Annotated in this window: 19 protein-coding genes and 1 tRNA gene; 11 read left to right on the top strand and 9 right to left on the bottom strand. The window is 71.1% G+C overall.

Annotated elements, in window-relative coordinates; translation table 11 throughout:
• Positions 1-53 precede the first annotated feature (53 nt).
• The 4 genes from VGN74_RS10510 to VGN74_RS10495 form a co-directional block, all read right to left on the bottom strand.
• Positions 54-755 carry a Crp/Fnr family transcriptional regulator gene (locus VGN74_RS10510; protein ID WP_327447922.1) on the bottom strand — a complete coding sequence of 234 codons (702 nt, stop codon included), beginning with the start codon at positions 753-755 and terminating at the stop codon, positions 54-56.
• Positions 756-844: 89 nt separating this feature from the next.
• Positions 845-2,143: a homogentisate 1,2-dioxygenase gene (hmgA, locus tag VGN74_RS10505; RefSeq protein ID WP_327447920.1), complete on the bottom strand. Its 1,299-nt coding sequence runs from the start codon at positions 2,141-2,143 to the stop codon at positions 845-847.
• Positions 2,144-2,255: 112 nt separating this feature from the next.
• On the bottom strand, positions 2,256-4,886 hold the full coding sequence (locus VGN74_RS10500) for a TonB-dependent receptor domain-containing protein (protein ID WP_327447918.1): 2,631 nt from the start codon (positions 4,884-4,886) through the stop codon (positions 2,256-2,258).
• A 73-nt stretch (positions 4,887-4,959) separates the two neighbouring features.
• Entirely contained in the window at positions 4,960-6,474 is a 1,515-nt protein-coding gene (locus VGN74_RS10495; protein WP_327447916.1) for a hypothetical protein, read from the bottom strand.
• A gap of 379 nt (positions 6,475-6,853) precedes the next feature.
• On the opposite strand from VGN74_RS10495, the gene VGN74_RS10490 reads away from it, so the two are divergent.
• From VGN74_RS10490 to VGN74_RS10470, 5 genes are all read left to right on the top strand, one after another.
• Positions 6,854-6,928, top strand: a tRNA-Val gene (locus VGN74_RS10490).
• A 246-nt stretch (positions 6,929-7,174) separates the two neighbouring features.
• Positions 7,175-7,822, top strand: a complete 648-nt coding sequence (locus VGN74_RS10485) for a peroxiredoxin (RefSeq protein WP_327447914.1) — start codon at positions 7,175-7,177, stop codon at positions 7,820-7,822.
• Between the two features lie 93 nt (positions 7,823-7,915).
• On the top strand, positions 7,916-8,302 hold the full coding sequence (locus VGN74_RS10480; RefSeq protein ID WP_327447912.1) for a DUF983 domain-containing protein: 387 nt from the start codon (positions 7,916-7,918) through the stop codon (positions 8,300-8,302).
• 21 nt (positions 8,303-8,323) lie between these two features.
• A complete protein-coding gene (locus VGN74_RS10475; protein ID WP_327447911.1) occupies positions 8,324-8,485 on the top strand; it encodes a hypothetical protein in 162 nt (53 codons plus the stop codon).
• A gap of 22 nt (positions 8,486-8,507) precedes the next feature.
• Positions 8,508-9,125 (top strand): class I SAM-dependent methyltransferase, encoded by a 618-nt coding sequence (locus VGN74_RS10470; protein WP_327447909.1) that lies wholly within the window; start codon positions 8,508-8,510, stop codon positions 9,123-9,125.
• Between the two features lie 21 nt (positions 9,126-9,146).
• Here VGN74_RS10470 and VGN74_RS10465 read toward each other — a convergent pair whose 3' ends face one another.
• From VGN74_RS10465 to VGN74_RS10455, 3 genes are read right to left on the bottom strand one after another with little or no spacing between them, the layout of a single operon-like run.
• Positions 9,147-10,427, bottom strand: a complete 1,281-nt coding sequence (locus VGN74_RS10465) for a TolC family protein (protein ID WP_327447907.1) — start codon at positions 10,425-10,427, stop codon at positions 9,147-9,149.
• Positions 10,424-10,627: a DUF2892 domain-containing protein gene (locus VGN74_RS10460; RefSeq protein ID WP_327447905.1), complete on the bottom strand. Its 204-nt coding sequence runs from the start codon at positions 10,625-10,627 to the stop codon at positions 10,424-10,426. Before VGN74_RS10460 ends, VGN74_RS10465 begins: the two co-directional genes overlap by 4 nt.
• A gap of 33 nt (positions 10,628-10,660) precedes the next feature.
• Positions 10,661-11,950 carry an NAD(P)/FAD-dependent oxidoreductase gene (locus VGN74_RS10455; RefSeq protein WP_327447903.1) on the bottom strand — a complete coding sequence of 430 codons (1,290 nt, stop codon included), beginning with the start codon at positions 11,948-11,950 and terminating at the stop codon, positions 10,661-10,663.
• Positions 11,951-12,075: 125 nt separating this feature from the next.
• Between VGN74_RS10455 and VGN74_RS10450 the strand changes: the two genes are divergently transcribed.
• The 3 genes from VGN74_RS10450 to VGN74_RS10440 are packed head-to-tail and all read left to right on the top strand — an operon-like array spanning position 12,076 to position 16,700.
• On the top strand, positions 12,076-12,432 hold the full coding sequence (locus tag VGN74_RS10450; protein WP_327447902.1) for a rhodanese-like domain-containing protein: 357 nt from the start codon (positions 12,076-12,078) through the stop codon (positions 12,430-12,432).
• A gap of 18 nt (positions 12,433-12,450) precedes the next feature.
• Complete coding sequence (locus VGN74_RS10445; RefSeq protein WP_327447901.1) at positions 12,451-13,500, top strand: efflux RND transporter periplasmic adaptor subunit; 1,050 nt, start codon at positions 12,451-12,453, stop codon at positions 13,498-13,500.
• Positions 13,497-16,700: an efflux RND transporter permease subunit gene (locus VGN74_RS10440; RefSeq protein ID WP_327447895.1), complete on the top strand. Its 3,204-nt coding sequence runs from the start codon at positions 13,497-13,499 to the stop codon at positions 16,698-16,700. Before VGN74_RS10445 ends, VGN74_RS10440 begins: the two co-directional genes overlap by 4 nt.
• Before the next feature lie 23 nt (positions 16,701-16,723).
• Here VGN74_RS10440 and VGN74_RS10435 read toward each other — a convergent pair whose 3' ends face one another.
• Both VGN74_RS10435 and VGN74_RS10430 read right to left on the bottom strand, forming a co-directional pair.
• Positions 16,724-17,140: a metalloregulator ArsR/SmtB family transcription factor gene (locus VGN74_RS10435; RefSeq protein WP_327447893.1), complete on the bottom strand. Its 417-nt coding sequence runs from the start codon at positions 17,138-17,140 to the stop codon at positions 16,724-16,726.
• The gene (locus VGN74_RS10430; RefSeq protein ID WP_327447891.1) at positions 17,140-17,763 is read right to left on the bottom strand and encodes a peroxiredoxin; all 624 of its coding nucleotides are present in this window, start codon (positions 17,761-17,763) and stop codon (positions 17,140-17,142) included. The genes VGN74_RS10435 and VGN74_RS10430 overlap by 1 nt, the downstream gene beginning before the upstream one ends.
• A 119-nt stretch (positions 17,764-17,882) precedes the next feature.
• Between VGN74_RS10430 and VGN74_RS10425 the strand changes: the two genes are divergently transcribed.
• From VGN74_RS10425 to VGN74_RS10415, 3 genes are read left to right on the top strand one after another with little or no spacing between them, the layout of a single operon-like run.
• Positions 17,883-18,824: an MBL fold metallo-hydrolase gene (locus VGN74_RS10425; RefSeq protein WP_327447889.1), complete on the top strand. Its 942-nt coding sequence runs from the start codon at positions 17,883-17,885 to the stop codon at positions 18,822-18,824.
• Positions 18,825-18,858: 34 nt separating this feature from the next.
• Positions 18,859-19,272: a TIGR01244 family sulfur transferase gene (locus VGN74_RS10420; RefSeq protein WP_327447887.1), complete on the top strand. Its 414-nt coding sequence runs from the start codon at positions 18,859-18,861 to the stop codon at positions 19,270-19,272.
• A 22-nt stretch (positions 19,273-19,294) separates the two neighbouring features.
• A complete protein-coding gene (locus VGN74_RS10415) occupies positions 19,295-20,086 on the top strand; it encodes a sulfite exporter TauE/SafE family protein (RefSeq protein WP_327447885.1) in 792 nt (263 codons plus the stop codon).
• Positions 20,087-20,171 lie beyond the last annotated feature (85 nt).

The following is a 20,171-nucleotide window of genomic DNA, read 5'->3' as shown; positions in this document are numbered from 1 at the left end:
TTTGCCGGCCCCTGTAGAGCCCGCATGTCGAGACCGCGGGCGGTCAAGGGCGTCTACGCCGGCACGGCCTTGCGCAGCGGCGCCGGCCACAGGCTGTAGCATTCGCAGGCCGCCCGCTCGAGCGCCGACCGGTCGGTGATCCGCACCCGTCCGCGGGAATAGGCGATCGCGCCCGCCCGCTGCAGCTGCTGGGCGGCCTCGTTCACCGTCGTCCGCTGCGAGCCGAGCATCGACGCCAGATACTCCTGGGTCAGCATCAGGTCGTCGCCGTCCAGCCGGTCGTGGCACCGCAGCAGCCATTTGGCGAAGCGCTGGTCCGACCGGTGCAGGGCGTTGCAGGCCGAGGACTGTTCCAGCTCCCGCTTCAGCCGCGCCGCATAGCTGGCCAGCACCTGGCGCAGGCCGGGCCGCGCCTCGGCGAGGACGCGCAGGTCGTCCGCCGCAATCCGCCGCGCCGTGCCCGACGACTGGGCGACAAGCCGGGTGTAGACGGGGATGCTGACCGCGAAACTGCAGATGCCGGTCATGCCCTCCGGGCCGACCATATAGGTCTCCACGGAACGACCATCCTGCATGATGGCCACCGCCGAGATGATGCCGCTCTCGACGAAGTGCAGGTCCTCAACCAGATCGCCCGGCTCGGCGAAGATCTCGCCCAGCCGGAACGCCACGGGCGTCGTCGCCGCCAGCAATGCCTCGCGGTCTGCCGCGCCGAGCGCGGCGATCAGCTGGTTTGAGCCCCGGGTGGGAAACATGTCGGCCGTCGGCTGGAGGGCGCGGGATCGTGGCGACGCAACGGTCCCTGCTTGAACGCGCCAACGGCCGAAGTCCGTCGCCGGTTCCCTCAGCCCACACGACCCTTGTCGAAACCGCGCCAGACGTCGTCGTAGTCCAGCTGCATCTGCGGCGTCGCCATGGCCCACCCCGTCGGCCGGATCACCCAGCGCGTCTCGAACATGAAGGCCAGGGTGTTCTCGATCTTGTGCGGCTTCAGCTCGGTGTGGGTCGCCTTGTCCCACGACGGCTGGTCCGGACCGTGACCGCTCATGCAGTTGTGCAGCGAGGCGCCGCCCGGGGCGAAGCCGCCCTCCTTGGCGTCATAGGCCCCGTGCACCAGCCCCATGAACTCGCTCATGACGTTGCGGTGGAACCACGGCGGGCGGAAGGTGTCCTCGGCCACCATCCAGCGCGGCGGGAAGATGACGAAGTCGCAGTTGGCCGTGCCCGGCGTGTCCGACGGGCTGGTCAGCACCGTGAAGATCGACGGGTCCGGGTGGTCGTAGCTGACCGTGTTGATCGTGTTGAACCGGGCCAGATCGTAGCGGTACGGCGCGTGGTTGCCATGCCAGCCCACGACGTCCAGCGGGCTGTGGTCGAAGGTCGTGGCGTAGAGCGCGCCCTGGAACTTCTGCACCACCTCGGTCGGCCGGTCGACGTCCTCGAACCAGGCGACCGGGGTCTCGAAGTCGCGCGGGTTGGCCAGGCCGTTGGCGCCGATGGGCCCCAGGTCCGGCAGGCGGAACGGCGCGCCGTAGTTCTCGCAGACATAGCCGCGCACCGGGCCCTCGACCTCGACGCGGAAGCGCACCCCGCGCGGAATGACAGCGATATGGCCGGGCGGCGTCTCCAGGACCCCGAACTCGGTCTTCAGGGTCAGGGTCCCCTGCTGCGGCACGATCAGCAGCTCGCCGTCAGCGCAGTAGAACAGCCGGTCCACCATCGAGCGGTTGGCGGCGTACAGATGGATCCCGACCCCGCCCTGGGTCGCGGCGTCGCCGCAGCCGCCATAGGTGACCAGCCCCTCGACCCAGTCGGTCGGCGTCTCCGGCAGCGGCAGCGGGTCCCAGCGCAGGCGGTTGGGGCTCGGCGGAACCTCGTCGAACGGGCCGGAGCGCACCTGGCCCTGCGCGAACGGCCGGTAGGGCGGATGCTGGGCGCTGGGCCGCAGCCGGTACAGCCAGCTGCGCCGGTTCTCGCTGCGCGGCGCGGTGAAGGCGGTGCCGGACAACTGCTCGGCGTACAGCCCCAGCGGATGGCGCTGCGGCGAGTTGCGGCCGACCGGCAGGGCCCCGGCCACCGCCTCGGTCTCCACATGGGCGCCGAAGCCGGTGATGTAGGCGGGCGCGTTGGATCGCGTCGTCATGGGCGTCTCTCCTTGCGGAGGGTTCTAGCGACCGCGACAGGGGCCCACAATGCGACCGCCCCGCCCGGGAGACCCGGACGGGGCGGCGAAGTCGGCAGACCTTGAGCCCGGATCAGAAGCGGGCGGTCAGGCTCACCGACAGACTGGAGCCCAGATCGTACTGATTGACGCGGATCTTGTCGTCGCCGAGCTCCTGGAACTCGTCGAACTCGGTGCCGAGCAGGTTGCGCAGCTCCAGAGCCATGCCCAGGTCGCGGCCCATCGCGGTGAAATCCTTGCGGTACACCAGGTCGAGGAACACGCCGGGCTCCTGGATGAAGTCGGGCAGGCGGTTGCCGCCGAGGCCGGGGCCGCGCGCGGTGATGCGGTCCGAGACGTAGTTGACGATCAGGGTCGCCTGCGAGCGGGCGTTGTCGTCTTCCCAGCCGAGCTGCAGGTTGGCCACATGCTCGGACTGACCTTGCAGCCGGGCCCCGTCGGTCAGGTAGAAGTTGGCCGGCTCGCCAATGCCCTGACCGCCGAGGGTCAGCACACGGTCGGCCGCATCCACCTGGATCTCGGAGTCGGTGAAGGTGTAGTTCGCCTGGATGAGCCACCGCTTGTCGGCGATGAAGGGCAGGCCGGCCTCGGGGAAGTCGAAATACGTCTTCCCGTCGATCTCGAAGCCCATCAGCGTCGCCTGCGGCGCGTTGAGGAAGGTCTGCTGATACTCCAGCAGGGCGACCTCGTTGATCGTCGCCTCGACCGGGTTCTCCAGCTCCTTGTAGAAGACGCCGGCGGTCAGATACTGGCCGCGCTCGAAGTACCATTCGACGCGGGCGTCGTAGTTGGTCAGCTCGGTGTCGACCAGATAGGGGTTGCCGATGAACCGGCGATCGGTCTCGGGGTCCGTGTAGGCCTGCGGGGCCAGTTCGCGGAACTGCGGACGACCGATGGTCCTGGAGGCCCCCAGGCGCAGCTGCAGGTCCTCGGCGAAGTTCCAGGTCAGGGTCGCCGCCGGCAGCCAGTACTGTTCCTCGATCGAGGTCGGGGTGAACAGCAGGCCGGTGTTCAGCAGGTCGATCGGGATGACCCGCTGCTCGGCATCCTCGTAGCGCACGCCCGCCGAGACGCGGACCAGCGGGATCACCTCGACATCGGCCTGGACGTAGGCGGCGTTGACCGTCAGCTCGCCCTCATAGGCCGGGGCGCTGGCGGCGTTGGTCGCCTCCCGGATCACCAGGGTGTTCGGGTTGATGTTGAAGTCCGAGAACAGGAAGTCGACCCGCGACCGCACCTGGCTGTCCGAGAGCCCGTTGGGGGCCACGAAGCTGAGATCGCGGCGCACCGAGTCCCGGGTGTTGTCCAGCCACGCCACCCCGGCCGAGAAGACCGCGTCGCGGGCGTCGGACAGGGGCAGGGTGTAGCTGACATCCGCCCCGGCCGAGTAAAGCTCATCGTTCAGCTCGCTGAACGAGATCAGGTTGGTGTCGATGTCGTGGATGAAGGCGCCATCCGCGGCCTGGCCGTAGCCGAACTGCGTCTCATACGGGGCGTCACGTTCGGACACGGCGTAGGATCCGCGCCAGCTGACGTCCAGCGCCCCGTCGAGGAAGCTGTGCTCGCCGGCCAGCTGCGTCGAGAACAGCTGACGCACGAAGTATTCGGTGAAGTCCTGACGGACCTCGCCGCCGAACGCGAGGTTGAACCCCTGCCGGCTGCGGGCTTCCTTGGTGGTCGAGCGGACGAAGAAGTTGGTCCACTTGACCTCATGATCGAGCGTCGAGAAGGCGATCGAGGTCAGGGCGTTCAGCTGCACGTCGTTCTGGCCGGACGCGAACGCGTAGGCGGTGCCCGCCTCGAGGGCGCCGCCGTCCAGCAGGGCCGCCTCCTGGAAGCCCTCGCGGGCGCTCCAGCTGTTGGAGTAGCCGGCCACGGCGATGACGCCGAGCGTGCCCACGCCGGTGTCGTGCGAGAAGCCGCCCTCGACATCGAGGCCCCAGTTGACCGGGGATTCGTCGAACTGGAGCAGGCGCAGCGGCGCATTCACCAGCGACTGGCCGATCAGCTGCAGCTCACGGTCGGTGAAGTTGGCCTGGCCGATCTGACGGCCGCGGGCGAAGGCGAGGGCCAGCGGACCCGGCACGTCGCGCACACCGGAGTCGAAGCCAGTCCAGTCGGACTGGCCGCCGTAATAGGTCAGGTTGTCGCGACCGGTCGTCTCGGAATTGTAGCCGATCCCGCCCTGCACGTTGAAGAACGGCTCGTTGGGGGCATCGACCGTCTGCAGATCGATCACGCCGCCGCCGAACTCGCCCGGATAGTTGGGCGAATAGGTCTTCTGCACCGTCACGCCGCCGAGGATGTTCGACGGGAACAGGTCCAGCGGCACGACGCGCTGCAGCGGCTCGGGGCTGGGCAGCGGCGAGCCGTTCAGCAGGGCCGACGAATAGCGCTCGCCGAGGCCGCGCACATAGATGAAGCGGTCTTCGACAATGGTCAGGCCGGTGACGCGGGTGAGGGCCTCGGCGGCCGTGGAGTCGCCGGTCCGCTGAATGTCTTCAGCCGTCAGGAACGCCGCGACCTCGGAGGTCTCGCGCAGCGGCTCGGGGATGAAACGGCCGAGCACCACGATCTCCTCGACCGTGGCGACTTCGTCCCGGGGATCCTGGGCGGGGGCGGTCTGGGCGGCGGCGAGGCCAGGCGCGATCATCGCGGTCGTGGCCAGCAGCAGTCCGCTCAATGAAAGCGAAATTTTCTTCATGATCTGCGCCTTGCGAGAGAAACGACAGGAGGACGAAGGGCGGCGGGTGATCCCGCCGCCCCGGGGTTCATCCTCAGCAGGTCAGACCGGCGGTCAGGCCGCAGGTCCAGCCACGCCACCAGGTGTCGCTCTGGTTCTGCACCGCGCCGATGTAGGTCACGGCGGTGAAGGCGCTGTAGGTCGAGGGCGCGTTGGTCACCGCCACCGCGTTCTCGTTGGCGCCGTTGATGAAGCGCAGGTCCTGGTTCGAGATCGTCGTGCCCGAGGCCGGAGCCTGCAGGGTCGAGGTCCCGTTCGAGGTGTTGTTGGTCCCGGCGTTGAACACGCCCGGAACGTTCGCCGCCTGACCCGACTGGGTGCGGAACGGGATGGCGCAGGACATGAACACCGAGTTGAAGGTCGGGGCCACCGAGACGGTGTCGGCGTCGGCCAGATCGAGACAGCCCGACAGCGAACCGGTCGGGTTGGTGAAGACCGAGTTGATCACCGTGGCGTCCGAGCCCGAGTCAAAGTGGGCGACGGTGTGGGCGTTCACGGCGGCCTGACGGCCGACCAGGGTGAAGTTCGAGATCTTCGGCTGCGAGTTCAGGCGCGAAGCCAGCGGCACCGAGGTCGGGGCGGCCGAGAACTCGAAACCGGCCGAGCGGCTGGTGCCGGTGGTCGGACGCTGGGTGACGATGCCGAACTGGGCCCCGCCGCGCCAGCCGGTGTCCGTGTCCAGACCGTCGTCGTCGGCGCCGTTGATCACGACGTAGCGGATGTTGTGCGTGCCGCCGAAGATCTCGATGCCGTCATCCGAGCTGTTGTAAACCTGGATGTACTCGATGACCGTACCCGAACCTACGCCGGCCGTGGTCAGGCCCTGCAGCTCGTTGCCCGGCGACACTTCAAAGCCCGAGTACTTGATCTGCACATAACGCAGGCGGCCCGAGCTGTCGGCCGGGGTGTTGCCGCCGTAGGACACCTGGGTGCCGCCCTCGACGAAGCCGGTGCAGGTGACCGGCGCCACAAGCTGGCAGTTGGCCTGCGGCGCGCGGCCGGCCAGAACGATGCCGCCCCACTGACCCTGCGAGGTCTCGGTGGTCGTGCCCTCGATGTTCTGGCGGCTGGTGAAGATGATCGGGTTGGACGCGGTGCCCTCGGCGAACAGCTGCGAGCCGCGGTTGACGATCAGGGCGTCCGAGCCCTGGTTCGCGAACACGCGCACGCCCGGATCGATGGTCAGGGTGCCCTGCTGGCCGCCGGCCCCGTCGATGCCGCGGTCGACGCCGACCTGCACCACGCCGTTGATCGAATAGACCAGGCCGGCGGTGTTCGGCAGCGCCAGGGCGCCGACGATCTGGTTCGGCAGCTGGCAGGCGCGCAGGGTGCCGTTGGCGACCGTGCCGACGTTGGTGGTGCCGGTCGGGCAGCTGGCCGCCGGGGTGCCCGGGGCCGGGGTGGTCGGGGGCGGGGTCGTGCCGCCGCCAGTGTTGCCGCCATTGCCGAAGTTGCCCTCGCCCGGCGAGGCCACCTCCGCGCCGCCGCCGCACGCGGCCAGCGCCAGAACGGCGCAGCCGGCCATCAGAACCTTGGTCAGTCGAAGCATCGATGTTTCCCCATCGCTTGAAGGATCGGGTCACCGCGCGACGGACGACGCACCCCAGCAACCCCGGGGACGACTGACTAGGCGTTCTATGTAATAGCGGCGTGACAATGGCGGGAATGTTACGTCACACTCCTGATGCGGAGCAACTGTACTTAATTCGGCGCGCAAGTGTCGCAAAATATACATTCCGCATTCTGCGCATTCGCAGGATAACGACCGCGGCGGGCGCGGCCGCACGCGCGACAGACCCCGCCCTGGCGAGAGGGGCGCGGAAGGGGGCGTGAGGCGCGAGACGAGGAGCTTCGCGAGGGCTCTTGCGAGGGCTGCGCCGTCCGGCTATAGCCGCCCCTCCCGATCCGGCATGGCCGGACCGCCTGGCGGACGCGTAGCTCAGCGGGAGAGCACTACGTTGACATCGTAGGGGTCACAGGTTCAATCCCTGTCGCGTCCACCATTTCCCCACATTCCGCAGTCGCCACGCCGGACAGGCGCTGACGCCGCGCGCGTGTGGGCTCCGCCGGCCTCGCCGCGAGCCGCAAACCCTCAGGCCCCCCGATCGCCCCCACCGCCCGACCTGCGGCGGCGCACGCCCGTGGCAGACGCCAGGTCTCCATTACCCAAGCCTATGGCCTGAATAACAATATTTAGTTTGCGTAATTATATAAATGGGCGCGAGATGGGGTGTCTGAAGGAGACCGCCATGACGTCGATGCCCCGCCTCAATGCGCCCGCCCCCGATTTCCACGCTCGCACCACCCACGGCGACCGGAGCCTTGCGGACTATCGCGGCAAGTGGCTGATCCTGTTCTCGCACCCGGCGGACTTCACCCCGGTCTGCACCACCGAGTTCATCGGCTTCGCGCGCCACGCCGACACCTTCGCCGCAATGAACTGCGAGCTGCTCGGTCTGTCGATCGACAGCCTCTTCTCGCACCTGGCCTGGACCCGGAACATCCGCGAGAAGTTCGGCGTCGACATCCCCTTCCCCATCATCGAGGACCTGAAGATGGAGGTGGCGCGCGCCTACGGCATGATCCACGACGACGCCAGCGACACCTCGGCCGTCCGCGCGACCTTCCTCATCGACCCGGACGGCGTCCTCCGGGCCATGGTCTACTATCCGATGAGCAACGGCCGCAGCATCGACGAGTTCGTGCGGCTGCTGACCGCCCTTCAGACGTCCGACGCCCACGGCGTGGCGACACCCGAGAACTGGCGCCCCGGCCAGCCGGCCATCGTGCCGCCGCCGAAGACCGCCGCCGCGGCCGACGCCCGCGCCTCGGAAGGCTACGACTACACCGACTGGTACTTCTCGCGGCGCGAGGTGCCCGCCCCCGCCGCCGCCTGAGCCATCCCCCCCGCCCGGACCCCGGTGGTCCGGGCGCCCTCGCGACGCGGGCGGCTCGCCCGACGACTGCGCCAGACCCTCCGGAGGTCCGACATGCCGTCGATCCCGACACCCGTCCCGAACACCTTGTCGACAGGCCTTCGCTGCCGCTGCCCGCGCTGCGGCGAGGGCCCGCTGCTGCGCGGCTACCTCACGGTCCGCGACGCCTGCCCCGCCTGCGGGCAGGACTTCAGCTTCGCCGAGCCGGCGGACGGGCCCGCCTTCTTCGTCATGTCCGCCGTCGGCGCGCTCGGCGTGGCCGGGCTGATGGCGTTTGACCTGACCGTCCATCCGCCCGTCTGGGTGCATATGGTCACCACCCTGCCGCTCGTCGCCGCGGCCTGTCTGGCCTCGCTGCGGCCGGTCAAGGGCTGGCTGGTGTCCGAGCAGTATGTCCGCAAGGCGGCGCCGGCGGACTGGCGCCGCCCGTCCGTCGATTGATCCGCACGAAGGAGCCGCGTCATGTGTCGGGCAGTGGTGTGCCGCACCTGCGGCAAGATGGGCTGGGCCGGCTGCGGCCGGCACGTGGAGGAGGTGCTGCGCGGCTATCCGCCGTCAGCCCGCTGCCCCGGCCACCCCGCGGAGCCAGGTCAGGGGTTCTTCGCCCGCTTCCTCAAGCGCTGACACGGGTGTAGGCCGCTCCATCATGGACCCCGCCACGCGCGACTTCTGGGACGCCCGCTACGCCGCCGCCGAGGGCTATCTGTTCGGCGAGGCGCCGAACGCCTTTCTCGCCGCCCAGGCCGCCCGCCTGCAACCGGGTCTCACCGCGCTCGCGGTCGCCGACGGAGATGGCCGCAATGGCGTCTGGCTGGCGCAGCAGGGCCTGAGCGTCACCACCACCGACGTCTCGCCGAGGGCGGTCGACAAGGCCCGCGCCCTCGCCGCCCGCCGGGGGGTCGCCCTCGACGCCCGGGTGGCTGATCTTGCGACCTGGACCTGGCCGGAGGCGGCGTTCGACGTGGTCGTGGCCATCTTCATCCAGTTCGCCCCGCCGCCCGCGCGCGACCTCATGTTCCGTCGCATGGCGGCGGCCCTCAAGCCCGGCGGCCTGCTGATCCTGCAGGGCTACCGCCCGGAGCAGCTGGCCTACGGCACAGGCGGTCCCGGCCAGGTCGAGAACCTCTACACCGAGGCGCTGCTGCGCTCGGCCTTCGCCGATCTGGAGATCCTGCACCTCGCCAGCCATGACAGCGACCTTGACGAGGGCGCGGCGCACCGCGGGCGCTCGGCGCTGATCGATCTGGTGGCGCGGCGTCCCTGACCGGCGGGCTCCCGGCGGCCGTCAGTCGACGAGGCCGCTGCAGCTCGCGTCCCCGGCCAGGGCCCGCAGCTGGCAGGCCAGCACCAGGGCGTCGCGGGCCGCGGCGGCGCGGGCGCGCTCGGCCCCCGCCACCCGCGCCTCCGCGTCCAGCCGGTCGACCAGCGGTCGCGCGTCGGCCGCCACCTCGTCCGCCACGCTGGCCGCGGAAATGACGCTGGCCTCATAGGCCGCCTCGGCCGCGGCCAGACGCAGGCGCGCCGCGTGGGCCCCGTGGAAGGCGGCCAGGACCTCGGCCTCCACCGCCCGCCGGGCCTCGCGCAACCGGGCCTCCGCCGCGCGCACCTCCGCCGCCTGTGCGGACACCGCCGCAGCGGTCGAGCCGCTGTCGAACAGCACCCAGCGCCCCTGCACCCCGACCCGCCATTCGTCGTTGCGATAGCCGGGCAGGAACTCGTCGCGGGTCTGCGACGCGCGGGCGGTGACGGCCACGCTCGGCCCGAAGCCGGCGCGCGCCGCGGCCAGCTGCGCCCGGGCGCCGTCCAGCCCGGCCTCGGCTGCGGCAAGCCCGGGGCTGGAGGCCAGGGCCTCCTCAAGCGCCGCCGCCACATCCGCCCCGACGTCCGGGGCCGGAGGCAGCGGGCCGAGCCCGTCAGCCGGCGCCCCGACCCCCCGGGCGAAGGCGGCCCGCGCCGCCTCCAGCCGGGCTTCGGCCTCGGACCGCGCGGCGAGCGCCTCGGCCCGCCGGGCGGTCGCCTCGGCCAGGTCCGAGCGCGCGATCTCGCCGGCCTCGAAGCGGGCGGCGGCCTGGCGGGCGATCTCGGCGAGCAGCTCGCTCTGGCGACGCGCCGTGGCCAGCCCCTGCTCGGCCGTGAGCACATCGGCGAAGGCGGTGACGACGGCCACGGTCAGGCCGGCCTCGGCCGCCCGGCGCCCTTCGCGGGCCCCCGCGACCCCGGCGGCGGCGCCGGCGAGTCCGGCCCGCAGCGCGCCGCTGGTGAACAGCGGCTGGCGCGCCTCGAGCATCAGCGCCGACGGCGCGACATCCGTGGCCCCGAAGCCGAAGAAGCCGTCGAGGTCGCTATGGCCGTCGGCGATCATGCCGCTGACGGTGACGGTCGGCCCACGCGCCGCCTCGGCCTGTCGCCGGCGCGCCGCCGCCGCCGCGTCCCCGGCCTCGGCCATGGCCAGCAGGGGGCTGGACCGGCGCGCCATCTCGAGCGCCGTCTTCAGGTCCATCGCCGCCGCCGGCGAGGCCGTGGCCAGCCCGAGCAGCAGCGCGACCGTCGCCGTTCTCAGGCTCATCGGAACACCGCCCCCGGGCGCAGGCCCACGGCCTTGAAGACCATGGCGGCCGGGCAGAAGCCGGTGAAGGCCGCCTGGATCATGTTGAGCCCGGCGAAGGCCGACAGGCCGATCCACGAGGGGTGCAGCGTCAGGCTGAGCGCGATGCCCAGCAGCACGACGAAGCCGGCGAAGGCCAGCACGGCGCGGTCGATGTTCATGACGGGTTTCCTCGCAATGACGGGCGGTGAGGATCAGCTCTTGAGCTTGTGGGCGCCGATCAGATCCAGCGCCATCTTCTCGTAGAAGGGCACGCTCTCGCCGCGTTTGATCTTTGAAATGAAGTACTTCTCGAAGCCCACCTTGGCGAGGTGGACCCATTTGCCGCTGGCCGCCCAGTTGATGTTGCGCGGCGGAATCTGCGGCTGGGCGAAGAAGGCCACCCCGCCGTCGCCGAAGTCGGCGAGGCAGATGGCGTTCCAGCTGGCCTCGTGGGTCGGCGCCTCGCCGGCGATCGCCTGCTTGAGGTTGTGAGCGATGGCCGTGACCATGCTCTCGATCATGAAGCCGGTCTTGGGCACCCCGACCGGGACGGGCGTGGGCCCCATCGGCGGGATCGCCACGCACACCCCCAGCGAATAGACGTTCGGGAAGGTCGGGTTGCGCTGGTGTTTGTCGGCGAGGATGAAGCCGCGCGGATTGGTCAGCCCCTCGACGCCATACACCGCCGGCACGCCGCGGAAGGCCGGCAGCATCATGGAATAGGTGAACGGCAGGTCGTGGGTCGCCTTGACGGCGCCGCCCTCGGCGACCTCCTCGACATGCATCAGGCCCGGCTCGACCGAGGTCACCCGGGCGTTGGTGACCCACTTGATGTGGCGCTGGCGCAGCTCGCTCTCCAGAAGCCCCTTTGTGTCGCCGACCCCGTCGAGCCCGAGGTGGCCGATGTAGGGCTCCGAGGTGACGAAGGTCATCGGCACCTGGTCCCGCACCTTGCGGCGCTTCAGCTCGGTGTCGAGGATCAGGGCGAACTCATAGGCAGGGCCGAAACAGGACGCGCCCTGGACCGCGCCGACGACGACCGGCCCGGGATTGGCGGCCAGCCTCTCGAACGCCTCGCTGGCCGCTTCGGCGTGATCGACATGACAGACCGACTCGGTGAAGCCGCCGTGCGGCCCGAGCCCGTCGATCTCGTCGAAGGCCAGCTCCGGCCCCGTGGCGATCACCAGATAGTCGTAGGCGAGGCTCGAGCCGTCGCCGAGGTCGACGGCGTTGTCCGCCGGCCGCACCCGGGACGCGCCGCAGGTCAGGAAGTCGATCTTCCGCTTCTTCATCACCGGACGCAGGTCGACCTCGATCGCCTCGCGGTCGCGCCACCGCACGGCGACCCAGGGGTTGGACGGGACGAAGCTGTAGCTCGGCCCCTTGTTGACCACGGTGATGTGCGCGCGGTCGCGCACGGCGTCCTTGATCTCGAAGGCGGCGATCGATCCGCCCAGGCCGGCGCCCAGGATGACGATGTGGGGTTTGGCGGGGTCGGCCATGGCGTGTCCTCCGGTTCCTTGCGGCCCGTGGCGCGCGACGCCGGGGGCCGATGCGACTTGACCCATAGCTCATAACTATATTATATGCAAATGTATAAATATAGCCTCCAGCCAAGGTGCTGACCGTGAACGAGAATCCCGAGATCCAGAACGTCGCCGCCGCCGCCGCCCTTGCGGCGCAGCAGGCCGGCCAGGCGCTGATCGTCGATGTCCGCGAGCCGGCCGAGTTCGCCGCGGAACGGATCGCCGGCGCGCTGAACCTGCCCTTGTCGACCTTCGACCCGTCGAGCCTGCTGGCTGTGGTCGATCCGGCGCGGGTCATCTTCCAGTGCGGCTCGGGCATGCGGTCGATGAAGGCCGTGGTCGCCTGCCGCCTGTCCGGCCTGCCCGCCGACCGCCACCTCGCCGGGGGGATCGGCGCCTGGAAGGCCGCCGGCCTGCCGGTGATCCGCATCGACCCGGCCACCGGCCAGCCGGCCTGACCCGACACGGAGCGCCCCATGACCGCCCCTGCCGCCCGCCTCGCCGCCGCCCTGCTGCTCGCTACGGCGCCCCTGGCCGCCTGTTCCGACGGCCATGACGCCCGTGAAGCGCCCGCGGCCGCCGCCCCGACCGGGCCGGCTGTGGCCGTCCAGACCCGTCTGGTCGCCGACATGAAGCCGGTCGCCGGCGAGATCACGACGCGCGACCTTGGCGAGGCTTCGGCCCGCACCGGAGGCACCCTCGTGAGCCTCAATGTCCGCGAGGGCGACATGGTCCGCGCCGGACAGGTGATCGGGGTCGTCCGCGACGCCCGGATCGGGCTGGAGACCGCCAGCTACGCCGCCCTCGTGCGCGCCGCCGAGGCCGAGGCGGCCCGCGCCGAGGCCGACCTCGCCCGGACCCGCCGCCTGTACGAGCAGGGCGTCTACGCCCGGGCGCGACTGGACCAGGTCGAGGCCGCCGCCCGCGCCGCCCGGGGCCAGCTGGAGGCCGTGCAGGCCCAGCGCGCCGCCAGCGCCGAGATGGGGGCCCAGGGCGCCATCCTCGCCCCCGGCAGCGGCCGCGTGCTGCGCGCCGACGTGCCGGTCGGCTCGGTCGTCATGCCCGGCCAGAGCATCGCCACCGTCACCTCGGGCCCGCTCGTCGTGCGCGTCCAGTTGCCCGACGGGCAGGCCGGCGCCCTGCGCGTCGGCGCCCGGGTGGAGCTGACCCCCGATGGCCCGGCCGGGCCCCGCACCACCGCCGCCATCGCCCAGGTCTACCCCGCCGTGGAGGCCGGCCAGGTGATCGCCGACATCGACGCCGCCGGGCTCGACCCCTCCCTCATCGGGCGCCGCATCGGCGTGCGCTTGCCCGTCGGCGAGCGCCCGGCGATCGTGCTGCCGCGCGCGCTCGTCTCGACCCGTTTCGGGGTGGACTATGTCCGCCTCGCCAGCGGGCAGGACACCCCGGTGCAGACCGCGCCGGGCCCCGAGCCTGACACGGTGGAGATCCTCAGCGGCCTGCGCGAGGGCGATCGCCTCGTGGCCCCCGCCGCCGCGCCGCGCCGTGAGGGAGCCGACCGGTGAACCTCGGACTCTCCGGCCGCCTGACCGCGGCCTTCATCCGTTCGCCCCTGACCCCGCTGATCCTGATGGCGGCGGTGGCCATGGGCCTGCTCGCCCTCGTCAGCATCCCGCGCGAGGAAGAGCCGCAGATCAGCGTGCCGATGATCGACATCATCGCCCCGGCCCCCGGGCTGGCGGCGCGCGACGCGGTCGAACTGGTCGGCAAGCCGCTGGAAGGGCTGGTCAAGGCCATCCCCGACGTCGACCACGTCTACACCTTCGCCGACGACGACCAGGTCATGGTGGTGGCCCGCTTCCGGGTCGGGACCCACCCGGACAACGCCGTGGTCCGGGTCCATGAGCGCCTGCGCGCCAACATGACGGCCCTGCCGGCCGGCCTGCCGGAGCCGATCGTCCGGGCCAAGGGCATCAACGACGTGCCCATGCTGACCCTGACCCTGTCGCCCGATGCAGACCATCAGGACCGCTGGGACCAGGCCACCCTGCGCACGATCGCCGACCAGCTGCAGACCGAGGTGGTCAAGGTCGAGGACGTCGGCCAGACCTTCATCGTCGGCGGCCAGCCCGAGGAGGTCCGCATCGAGCCCGATCCGGCGCGGCTGGCCCTGCACGGCGTCGCGCTCGGCAGCCTGATGGAGACCGTGCGTCAGGCCAATCGCGCCCTGCCCGGCGGGCTCGTCCGCGACGACGGCGGGGCCCGGGCGGTCATCGCCGGCCGGACGCTCGCGACGGTCAGCGAACTGGAACTGCTCGAGGTCCCGACCGCGACCGGCGGGGTCGTCACCGTGCGCGACGTCGCCCGCGTCATCCGCGGCCCCGCCGACGACCAGTCGCGGGTCACGCGCTGGGCGCGCGATGAGGCCGGGGCCTGGAGCGAGGCCCCCGCCGTCACCCTGGCCATCGCCAAGCGCGAGGGCGCCAACGCCGTGGTGGTCGCCGAGGCGGTGCTGCACCGGGTCGAGACCCTGAAGGGGACGCTGCTGCCCGAGGGCCTGAACGTGGCGGTCACCCGCGACTATGGCGAGACGGCCAACGAGAAGGCCAACGAGCTGCTGTTCCACCTCGCCCTCGCCACGGTCTCGATCGTGGTGCTGATCGGCTTCGCCATCGGCTGGCGCGAGGCGGCGGTCACCGCCGTGGTGATCCCGACCACCATCCTGCTGACGCTGTTCGCCGCCAACCTGATGGGCTTCACCATCAACCGGGTCAGCCTGTTCGCCCTGATCTTCTCGATCGGCATCCTCGTCGACGACGCCATCGTCATGATCGAGAACATCGCCCGGCACTGGGCCATGAAGGACGGCCGCGACCGCGTCGAGGCGGCCATCGAGGCCGTGGCCGAGGTCGGCAATCCGACGGTCGTGGCGACCCTGACCGTGGTCGCCGCCCTGCTGCCGATGCTGTTCGTCTCGGGCCTGATGGGCCCCTACATGGCGCCGATCCCGATCAACGCCTCGGCGGCGATGATCTTCAGCTTCTTCGTCGCCGTGGTCATTGCCCCGTGGCTGATGGTGCGCTTCGCGCGCAAGGCGCTGGAGGGCGGCCCGTCCTCCGCCGGCCACGGCCATGACGAGGGCTGGATGGGCCGCGCCTACCGCCGCGTCGCCGGCCGCGTCATCGCCACGCGCCGGTCAGCCTGGACCTTCCTGATCCTCGTCGGGGTGGCGACGGTCCTGTCGATGTCGATGTTCTACTTCAAGGCCGTGACCGTGAAGCTGCTGCCGTTCGACAACAAGTCGGAGCTGATGCTGGTCGCGGATCTCCCGGAGGGCGCCAGCCTCGAGATGACCCAGCGGGTCCTCGGCGAGGCGGCGGCGATCGCCCGCCAGATCCCCGAGGTGGAGGCGATCGACAGCTATGCGGGCACGGCCTCGCCGTTCAACTTCAACGGTCTGGTCCGGCACTACTTCCTGCGCAGCCAGCCGGAGCAGGGCGACCTCGCCATCACCCTGGCGGCGAAGCACCACCGCGACCGCGCCAGCCACGCCATCGCCCTCGATCTGCGCCAGCGGCTGGGCGAGCTGACCCTGCCGCCGGGTACAGCGCTGAAGGTGGTCGAGGCCCCGCCCGGACCGCCGGTCATGGCCACCCTGCTGGCCGAGGTTTACGGCCCCGACGCCGACACCCGGCGCGCCGTGGCGGAGAAGCTCAAGAGCCTGTTCCACGCCGTGCCGTTCGTCGTCGACATCGACGACAGCTACGGCCTGCCGCGCCCGCGCCTGCGCCTCACGCCGGACCGCGGCCAGATCGAACGCTTTGGCGCCCGCGAGCGCGACGTGCTCGACTCCATCGGCGCGGTGATGGGCGGCCAGACCCTCGGCTACATGTATCGGGGCGAGGGGCGCGACCCCCTGGCCATCCGCCTGGCCCTGCCCCAGTCGGCCCGCACCTGGGACGAGGCGCTCGCCGCCACCCCGGTCGCCGTCGCCGGTCCGGGCGGGCGTCTGGTCAGCCTCGGCGAGCTGGTCGAGGCCCGCGAGGAGCCCGGCTCGACCCACATCTATCGCCGCGACGGTCGCGACGTGGACATGGTGATGGCCGAGCTGGCCGGTCAGTATGAGGCGCCGATCTACGGCATGCTGGCGATCAACCGCGCCATCGAGGACGCCGACTGGGGCGACCTGCCCCGCCCGCAGATCCGCCTCAACGGCCAGCCCGAGGACGAGACCCGCCCGGTCATCCTGTGGGACGGCGAATGGGAGATCACCTGGGTCACCTTCCGCGACATGGGCGCCGCCTTCCTTGTGGCGATCCTCGGCATCTATGTGCTGGTGGTGGCCCAGTTCAAAAGCTTCCGCCTGCCGCTGGTGATCCTGACGCCGATCCCCCTGACGCTGGTGGGCATCGTCATCGGCCACATGCTGTTCCAGGCGCCGTTCACCGCCACCTCGATGATCGGCTTCATCGCCCTGGCCGGGATCATCGTGCGCAACTCCATCCTGCTGGTCGACTTCATCCGTCACACCGGCGGGGATGGACGCCCGCTGCGCGAGGTGCTGCTGGAGGCTGGCGCCATCCGCTTCAAGCCGATCCTGCTGACGGCGCTGGCGGCCATGATCGGCGCCGCCGTGATCCTGTTCGATCCCATCTTCCAGGGGCTGGCGATCAGCCTGCTGTTCGGCCTCGCCTCGTCGACGGTCCTGACGGTGCTGGTGATCCCGGCGATCTATGTGGTGCTCAGGGACGACCAGCCGGCCTGAGGCGGGCGCGCCGGGAAGAGGCTTCAGCCCTCCGGGATCAGCCGGGCGAAACGCGCGGCGTCGCCGTGGACGACCGGGCCCGCGGCCGCCGGCGGCGCCTCGCGCAGGCGGCGGGTGACGCCCGCCGCGTCGCGGCAGAAGATCTCGTAGAGCATGGCCATCACGGCCTCGGCCCGCTCGTCCGCGATCGAATAGTAGATCGAGCGCGACTCGCGCCGCGTCTTGACCAGCCCGGACTGGCGCAGCTCGGCGAGCTGCTGCGACAGCCCCGGCTGCCGGATGCCCAGATCCTGCTCCAGCTGACCGACCGAGCGCTCCTCCTGCGAGATGTGGCACAGGATCATCAGCCGGTTGGCGTTGGCGAGCTGGCGCAGCAGATCGGCGGCCTGGGGGGCCTTGACCTTGAGCTGATCCATCACCGAAGGATCGACGGCGCTCATCAGCGGCGCTCCCGGTAGTACCAGAGCTCGCCAGCCTCCAGCGCCGCGTCCAGATCGGCCGGGGCCGCCTCCAGCAGCGGCTGACCCCGGGTCCAGCCCGCCGGCGCCGAGGCCCCCTCGCGATCCGAGGTCTGCAGCGCCTCCACGAGCCGCAGCAGCTCCTCGACCGAGCGGCCGACCGTCATCGGATACCAGCTGATGGCCCGGATCACGCCGGTCGGATCGATGACGAAGGTGGCCCGCACCGTGGCGCTGTCGGGCGAGGCCGGATCGATCATGCCGAAGGCCTGGCCGATGACCATCGAGGGGTCCTCGATGATCGGAAAGGTCACCTTCACGCCGAACCGGTCGTGAATGTCCTTGAGCCACGCCAGGTGGGCGTACAGGCTGTCGACCGACAGGGCCATCAGATCGCAGCCGAGGGCCTCGAAGTCCGCCTGCCGCCGCGCCAGGCCGATGAATTCGCTGGTGCAGACCGGGGTAAAGTCGGCCGGGTGCGAGAACAGCACCAGCCAGCGGCCGCGGTAGTCGCTGAGCCGCTTCTGGCCCAGGGTGGTGCGGGCCGCGAAGTCGGGCGCCCGGTCGTTGATGCGCAGGGGCCGGGGCGGGGTCGTGTCGGTCATCCGGGGAGCGTCCATCAGGCGTCGCTACGGCGCATCCGCCGCGCGCGCCACAACAAAATACATACTTGCGCGAATTATGAAACGTTATATTTATTGTGCCCGCTTACCGGAGCCTCATGATGTCCGTCGAGCCCCACGACCCCGCCCTCGCCCACGCTGACGACGTCGTGCGCCGCGCCCTCGCCGACCCGGCGCGCCGGCCGGTGGTGAAGACCTTCTTCGACGAGGCGACCTTCACCGCCAGTCACGTCGTCCACGACCCGCAGACGAAGGCCTGCGCCATCGTCGACAGCGTCCTCGACTACGATCCCGCCGCCGGCCGCACCAGCAGCGACTCCGCCGCCGCGCTGATCGACTACGTGCGCCGCGAGGGCCTCGATGTGCAGTGGCTGCTGGAGACCCACGCCCACGCGGACCACCTGTCCGCCGCGCCCCTGCTGCAGACCGAGCTGGGCGGCCAGCTGGCGATCGGCGGCGAGATCGTCCGGGTCCAGGAGGTCTTCGGCAAGGTCTTCAATGAAGGCACGGAGTTCCGCCGCGACGGCAGCCAGTTCGACCGGCTGTTCCGGGACGGCGACCGCTTCGCCATCGGCGCGCTGGACGCCACCGTCCTGCATGTGCCCGGCCACACCCCGGCCTGCCTCGCCTATGTCATCGGCGACGCGGTCTTCCCCGGCGACACCCTGTTCATGCCCGACTACGGCACCGCGCGCTGCGACTTCCCGGGCGGGGACGCCCGCACCCTGTACCGCTCGATCCGTCGCCTGATGCAGCTGCCGGGCGAGGCCCGCGTCTTCCTGTGCCACGACTACAAGGCCCCGCCGGAGCGGACAGAGTTCGCCTGGGAGACGACGATCGGCGCCGAGCGCGCCGGCAACATCCACGTCCATGACGGCGTCTCCGAGGAGGAGTTCGTCGCCATGCGCGCCCGGCGCGACGCCAGCCTGTCGATGCCGCGCCTGCTGCTGCCGTCGGTCCAGGTGAACATGAACGGCGGCCGCCTCCCCCCGCCCGAGGACAATGGCGTCAGCTACATGAAAGTGCCGATCAACCAGCTCTGAGGGCCCCGTCGCCCTGCCTGTCGGAACCCCTCCCATGGACATTCGCAAACTCGAGCCGGGGCTCGACGTCACCGGCCAGATCCTGCCCGGCGACGTGCCGGCCCTGGCGGCCCTGGGCTATCGCGCCATCGTCTCGAACCGGCCCGACGGCGAGGAGGTCGGCCAGCCGCGCACGGAGGACGTCGCCCGCGCCGCCGCCGGCGCCGGCCTCGCCTTCCGCCACCTCCCCGTGCGCGGCGGGGCCATCACCGACGACGACGTCGCCGCCTTCCGCGACGCGCTGGAAACCCTGCCCGGGCCGGTGCTGGGCTTCTGTCGCAGCGGCATGCGCACCACGACCCTCTGGGCCCTCTCGAGGGCGACGACGACGCCGGCGGACACCCTTCTGACCGCAGCGCGCGCGGCCGGCTACGACCTGGAGCCGCTACGGCCGCGGCTCGCCGCCTGAGCCCTCGGGACACGCCCCGCCCATGTCGCTGACCCTGATCCAGTACGGCCTTGGCGCGGGCGCCGGCTCTCTCGTCGGCTTCAGCCTCGGGCTGGTGGGCGGCGGGGGGTCGATCCTCGCCGTGCCGCTGATGGTCTATCTGGTCGGCGTGCGCGAACCGCATATGGCGATCGGCACCAGCGCCCTTGCCGTCGCCGCCAACGCCGCGCTCAGTCTGATCAACCACGCCCGGCAAGGCGCTGTGAAGTGGCGCATCGCCGGCCTGTTCGCCCTGGCCGGCGTCATCGGCGCCTACGCCGGCTCGACGCTGGGCAAGGCCGTCGACGGGCAGAAGCTGCTCGCCCTGTTCGCCCTGCTGATGCTGATCGTCGGCGGGCTGATGCTGCGCAGCCGATCGGCAGCCGGCGACCCGGACGCCCGGCTGACCCGCGCCAACGCCCCCCGCGTCGCCGGAGCCGGGGTCGCCACCGGCGTCCTGTCCGGCTTCTTCGGCATCGGCGGCGGCTTCCTGATCGTGCCGGGCCTGATGGCCACGACCCGCATGCCCATCTACCAGGCCGTCGGCTCCTCCCTCGTCGGCGTCGCCGCCTTCGGCCTGACCACGGCGCTGAACTACGCCTTCAGCGGCTGGATCGACTGGGCCCTGGCCGGCGCCTTCCTCGTGGGCGGCGGCCTCGGAGGGCTCGCCGGCGCCCGCCTCGCCCGCCGGCTGTCGGGACGCAAGGGCGCCCTCAACACCGTCTTCGCAACGCTGATCTTCGTCGTCGCCCTGTACATGCTCTACCGCAGCGCCGGCGCGCTCGGGGTGCTCTGAGCGGTCAGGGGGGGGCAGGAACAGCCTCAGGGTTGTGTCGCCTCGCGCATGGGGTCATGTTTCGCGGCGCAGCGGCGCGGCAGGA

The sequence above is a fragment of the Brevundimonas sp. genome, from assembly GCF_035998205.1.
Classification (GTDB): Bacteria; Pseudomonadota; Alphaproteobacteria; order Caulobacterales; family Caulobacteraceae; genus Brevundimonas.
The sequence above is the reverse complement of the archived record's forward strand: the minus strand, read 5'-3'. Positions and strand labels throughout refer to the sequence as shown.

What these genes read in the sequence shown, in the direction of transcription:
- VGN74_RS10510 (WP_327447922.1), bottom strand. Translation starts at nt 755, where the DNA reads ATGTTTCCCACCCGGGGCTCAAACCAGCTGATCGCCGCGCTCGGCGCG.
- hmgA (WP_327447920.1), bottom strand. Translation starts at nt 2,143, where the DNA reads ATGACGACGCGATCCAACGCGCCCGCCTACATCACCGGCTTCGGCGCC.
- VGN74_RS10500 (WP_327447918.1), bottom strand. Translation starts at nt 4,886, where the DNA reads ATGAAGAAAATTTCGCTTTCATTGAGCGGACTGCTGCTGGCCACGACC.
- VGN74_RS10495 (WP_327447916.1), bottom strand. Translation starts at nt 6,474, where the DNA reads ATGCTTCGACTGACCAAGGTTCTGATGGCCGGCTGCGCCGTTCTGGCG.
- VGN74_RS10485 (WP_327447914.1), top strand. Translation starts at nt 7,175, where the DNA reads ATGACGTCGATGCCCCGCCTCAATGCGCCCGCCCCCGATTTCCACGCT.
- VGN74_RS10480 (WP_327447912.1), top strand. Translation starts at nt 7,916, where the DNA reads ATGCCGTCGATCCCGACACCCGTCCCGAACACCTTGTCGACAGGCCTT.
- VGN74_RS10475 (WP_327447911.1), top strand. Translation starts at nt 8,324, where the DNA reads ATGTGTCGGGCAGTGGTGTGCCGCACCTGCGGCAAGATGGGCTGGGCC.
- VGN74_RS10470 (WP_327447909.1), top strand. Translation starts at nt 8,508, where the DNA reads ATGGACCCCGCCACGCGCGACTTCTGGGACGCCCGCTACGCCGCCGCC.
- VGN74_RS10465 (WP_327447907.1), bottom strand. Translation starts at nt 10,427, where the DNA reads ATGAGCCTGAGAACGGCGACGGTCGCGCTGCTGCTCGGGCTGGCCACG.
- VGN74_RS10460 (WP_327447905.1), bottom strand. Translation starts at nt 10,627, where the DNA reads ATGAACATCGACCGCGCCGTGCTGGCCTTCGCCGGCTTCGTCGTGCTG.
- VGN74_RS10455 (WP_327447903.1), bottom strand. Translation starts at nt 11,950, where the DNA reads ATGGCCGACCCCGCCAAACCCCACATCGTCATCCTGGGCGCCGGCCTG.
- VGN74_RS10445 (WP_327447901.1), top strand. Translation starts at nt 12,451, where the DNA reads ATGACCGCCCCTGCCGCCCGCCTCGCCGCCGCCCTGCTGCTCGCTACG.
- VGN74_RS10435 (WP_327447893.1), bottom strand. Translation starts at nt 17,140, where the DNA reads ATGAGCGCCGTCGATCCTTCGGTGATGGATCAGCTCAAGGTCAAGGCC.
- VGN74_RS10430 (WP_327447891.1), bottom strand. Translation starts at nt 17,763, where the DNA reads ATGACCGACACGACCCCGCCCCGGCCCCTGCGCATCAACGACCGGGCG.
- VGN74_RS10425 (WP_327447889.1), top strand. Translation starts at nt 17,883, where the DNA reads ATGTCCGTCGAGCCCCACGACCCCGCCCTCGCCCACGCTGACGACGTC.
- VGN74_RS10420 (WP_327447887.1), top strand. Translation starts at nt 18,859, where the DNA reads ATGGACATTCGCAAACTCGAGCCGGGGCTCGACGTCACCGGCCAGATC.
- VGN74_RS10415 (WP_327447885.1), top strand. Translation starts at nt 19,295, where the DNA reads ATGTCGCTGACCCTGATCCAGTACGGCCTTGGCGCGGGCGCCGGCTCT.